This window comes from Pinirhizobacter sp., assembly GCF_035317885.1.
In the GTDB taxonomy this organism is placed as follows: domain Bacteria; phylum Pseudomonadota; class Gammaproteobacteria; order Xanthomonadales; family Rhodanobacteraceae; genus Pinirhizobacter.
In genome coordinates, this window is the sequence record NZ_DATHFX010000322.1 from 1 (window position 1) to 3,343 (window position 3,343).

The 3,343-nt window shown below is 63.7% G+C and carries 3 protein-coding genes; 1 reads left to right on the plus strand and 2 read right to left on the minus strand.

The genetic code is table 11. The features are described 5' to 3' along the window. The coding region (locus VK519_RS10500) for a histidine kinase dimerization/phospho-acceptor domain-containing protein (RefSeq protein ID WP_324349614.1) at positions 1–1,017 on the minus strand (1,017 nt) is incomplete at its 3' end. 34 nt (positions 1,018–1,051) lie between these two features. Further along, entirely contained in the window at positions 1,052–2,587 is a 1,536-nt protein-coding gene (locus VK519_RS10505; RefSeq protein ID WP_324349616.1) for a peptide MFS transporter, read from the minus strand. A gap of 281 nt (positions 2,588–2,868) precedes the next feature. Here VK519_RS10505 and VK519_RS10510 point away from each other — a divergent pair, with 281 nt between their 5' ends. Then, positions 2,869–3,240 (plus strand): diacylglycerol kinase, encoded by a 372-nt coding sequence (locus VK519_RS10510; RefSeq protein ID WP_324349618.1) that lies wholly within the window; start codon positions 2,869–2,871, stop codon positions 3,238–3,240. Positions 3,241–3,343: the final 103 nt, after the last annotated feature.

The window sequence follows — 3,343 nt, forward strand, 5'->3', positions numbered from 1 at the left end:
CTTACTGCGCATGGCCGAGGCATCGGCGGCGTTGTTGAGCAGGTTCATCAATGCATGGCGTAGGGCAGGGGGCGCCCGCAGCGGCAGCTGACCCACGGAACGGCCCAGGCCCAGTTCCACCTCGGCTTCGGGCCGTAGCAACTGGAACCGCTCCAGGCAGCCATGGACGAAGGCATCGACAGTCTGCCGCTCCGGTTCCTGGGACAACTGGGTCTGGCCAAAGGCCACCATCTCGCGAAGGATCGTGCGGCAGCGGTCCACCTGGTCCTGCAGCAGCGCGAGGTCTTCGTTCAAGGGGCCGTCGGTGGGATGCTCGCGGCGCAGTTCCGGCAGCAAGGTGCGCATGGTCGATAGCGGCGTGTTCAGTTCGTGCGCCGCGCCGGCGGCCTGGGTGGCAATGGCAAGGATGCCCTCATCGCGCAGGGCCCGTTCGCGCACGCGCTGCACCTCCATCTGCTGCGCGCGCACGGCGCGGGCGAGCGTGTTGATGAAGAAGCCAAGCAGCAGCGCCATGATGATGAAATTAACCCCCATGCCTGCCACGTGCAGGTGGAAGTCACTGAAATGGCCGCCCGTGGCGCCGGGCAGTGGCACGTAGTATCGCGCCAGGAGCAGGTAGGCAAACCCGGCGAGGCCCGACACTGCCAGCACGCCGCCGATGCTCAAGGCAGCCGCGGACAGCGCGATGGGCACCAGCAGCAGGGTAACGAACGGATTGCTGGCGCCACCGGTGAAATACAACAGGTAACCCAGCACCAGCGTATCGGCGGCGATGTGCACCACGGTTTCCCATTCGCGCAGCGGCCAGGGCTGGGTGAGCCGCCATGAGGCCATCACCGCGAACACCCCCAGCATGCCCACGCCCAGCAGCAAGGGCAGCAGGGGAATATCAAGGCCCATCGCAAAGGCGCAGACCAGTACCGCCATGCTCTGCCCGGCGATGGCGCACAGGCGCAACCAGGCCAGCGTCCGCGCCAGGGCGAACGGGCCGGTGCGTTGCAATGCGATGACGCGCATGGGGCTCATGGACACATGATAAGCCGCCGGAGGGTTATTCCTCGCTATGGACGGCCGGCAAGGGCGTGTGCTGCTGCGACAACGCGTGCGTCGCGGAGAGCTTCTTCATCATCGGCAGTACCGCCAGGGCGATCACCGTGCAGCCCAGGCCGACGAAACCGAGCTTGTTGAACAGCGCCGTGTAGATCGGCAGCGACTGGTGCGGGTCGGTGATGCCCGACGGGATGGCGGCGAAGTTGGCCACCACGCTCCCCAGGTACTGCGACACGCCCACGGCCACGTAGTAGGCGCCCATCATGAAGCCACCCATGCGCGCGGGCACGTAGCGGGCGATCATGGCCAGGCCCAGCCCGCTTACCAGGAGCTCGCCCAGGGAATAAAGCCCGTAGCCCCACACCATGAACCACGAGGAGATCTTCGCGTCCACCGCTGTGTTGCTGCCCACGCCGTACATGAAGAACCCGGCCGCCACGGCGGCAAAACCCCAGGCGAACTTCGACGCCACGGAGAAATTCTTCCCGCGCGCACCGAAGTAGTTATAGATGAACACCAGCACCGGGCTCAGGATCACGATCCAGATCGCGTTGAGCGACTGGAACTGCTCGGGGATCCAGTTCATCAGGTGAAAGCCGAAGATATCGAACGACAGGTCGACGTTGCGCTGGGCGAAGAGATTCAGCGAGGTCGACATCTGCTGGTAGAAGATGAAGAAGAAAATGGTCTGGATGGTCAGCACCAGCGCCGCCGACAGCCCTGAGCGCTCGGTGCGTTCGCTCGAGCGGATCAGGTGGATGAAGATGCCCAGGATCACGATGCCGGCGCCGTACACGCACGCACGCGCCACCGCTTCGCTTTGCAGGATGAAGGCCGAGATGGCCACGGTAAGCAGGGAAGCTGCCAGTACCAACGACGCATTGCGCAGGCTTACCGGCTTTTCGTCGGGCGGCGAGCCGATGTGGGCCAGCGTGCGGTGCATCAGCATGTAGTTGCCCAGGCCCAGCAGCAGGCCGATCGAGCACACGCCGAAGGCGGTATGCCAGCCCAGCGAATCGCCGTAGTGCTCGCCCACGTAATCGCGGATCCAGGGCGTGAGCAGCATCGACACCGTGGAGCCGATGTTCACCGCCATGTAGTAGATGGTGAAGGCGCTATCGATGCGCACTTCATCGCCTTCGTAGATCTTGCGCACCAGGTTGCCGGCGTTGGGTTTGAAGAAACCGTTGCCCACCACGATCACGCCGAGCGACACGTACAGGAACATCGCGTTTTCGGTAGGGATCCACAGCAACGCATAACCCAAGCCCAGCACCACCGCGCCCAGCAGCATCGTACGGCGCGTGCCCAGTAGTTTGTCGCCGATCACGCCGCCCAGCGCCGGTGTTGCGTAGATCAGCGCGGCGGCCGCGCCCCAGATCAGGTTCGAACTGCTATCGCCGAAGCCCAGCTTCTTCACCATGTAGGTGACCATCAGCACCTGCATGCCGTAGAAGCCGAAGCGCTCCCACATCTCGATAAGGAAAACAGTGCTGAAGGATCGGGTCTGGGAGACCGGCGGCAGGGTTGTCGACATGGTGTTTCCGTGCAGGTGGAAGCGGCGGGCGGAACGGCGGATCGCCCGGTTTTTTTCGTGGAATAACCGCCGAAGGTTAACCGATAAAACCCTCATGTGGGCGTTTCGTGAAAGGCGAGGGTACTTTCATCTTTGTCATGCCGCAGCGCAGCATAAGCGATTGTCCCACAAGGACTTTCGTGCAGGCCCGACGGCCTCGCCGGTTGCGGCAAATCGACGCAACCGGCAGGCGCGGCGCGATCTGGCATCATGTGGCGCTTTCCACTGATTGACGGGATTCCATGGCAACCGACCAACCCCGCGGCCCACGCCAGATATGGGCGGCCTTCCTTTGGTCGATGAAGGGCTTCCGCGCCGCCTTCCGCCACGAGGCTTCCTTCCGGCTGGAGGTCTATCTCGCCGTGGTGGCGATACCGCTCGGCCTGTGGCTGGGCAACGGACCGGTGGAGAAGATTCTGCTGATACTGGCGCCTGCACTTGTGCTGTCGGCGGAGTTGCTCAACTCGGCGATCGAAGCGGTGGTGGACAAGGTCAGTCCGGAGTTCCATGAACTGGCCGGGCGTGCGAAGGACATGGGGTCGGCGGCGGTGTTCGTGTTGCTGATGCTGGTGGTGGTGAGTTGGGCGTTGATCCTGGTGCCGCGTTTTCTGTAGGGCATTAGTCGAGACGACGTCCACCATCGACGTGTCCTCAAAGCCGGCCCGTTTCCGGGGCGGCTCGTTACGCAAGTTGGGACGTTATTTTGCCGGCGCGCCG

What these genes read in the sequence shown, in the direction of transcription:
- VK519_RS10505 (WP_324349616.1), bottom strand. Translation starts at nt 2,587, where the DNA reads ATGTCGACAACCCTGCCGCCGGTCTCCCAGACCCGATCCTTCAGCACT.
- VK519_RS10510 (WP_324349618.1), top strand. Translation starts at nt 2,869, where the DNA reads ATGGCAACCGACCAACCCCGCGGCCCACGCCAGATATGGGCGGCCTTC.